1 protein-coding gene is annotated in these 288 nt (G+C 51.4%); it reads right to left on the bottom strand.

Features of this window, described 5'->3' with window-relative positions; genetic code table 11:
• Positions 1–77, bottom strand: a 77-nt coding sequence (locus EOD29_RS31270; RefSeq protein WP_127248801.1) for a DUF1508 domain-containing protein, incomplete at its 3' end; no start/stop codon positions are given.
• Between the last annotated feature and the right edge of the window lie 211 nt (positions 78–288).

Raw genomic sequence — 288 nt, 5'->3', positions numbered from 1 at the left:
ATGGCTTCCCCGTTCGATGCTTTGAAGCGGAAGCGGAACTCCCCGCCCTTATCCTTATAGACTTCGAATTTATACATAGATGTCTCCCGAAATCCCAAAACGCTGAATTGCAACCATCAGCTTAGCGGAAGCTAGATCAAAATGGCGAGCTTTTCCACTGCCTTAATCAGGATTGGGTTGCTTAGCGTCCAATTGCCACCGTTTCCATTGGACGCAAGCGAATGAGGGCGCCAGCGCCTATACAGTCTGGGTCACTCCATCTGGATGTTCGCGCCCTTGACGACCGAG

It is taken from the genome of Mesorhizobium sp. M1A.T.Ca.IN.004.03.1.1 (assembly GCF_003997555.1).
Classification (GTDB): Bacteria; Pseudomonadota; Alphaproteobacteria; order Rhizobiales; family Rhizobiaceae; genus Mesorhizobium.
This window is presented reverse-complemented; position numbering and strand designations above follow the sequence as displayed.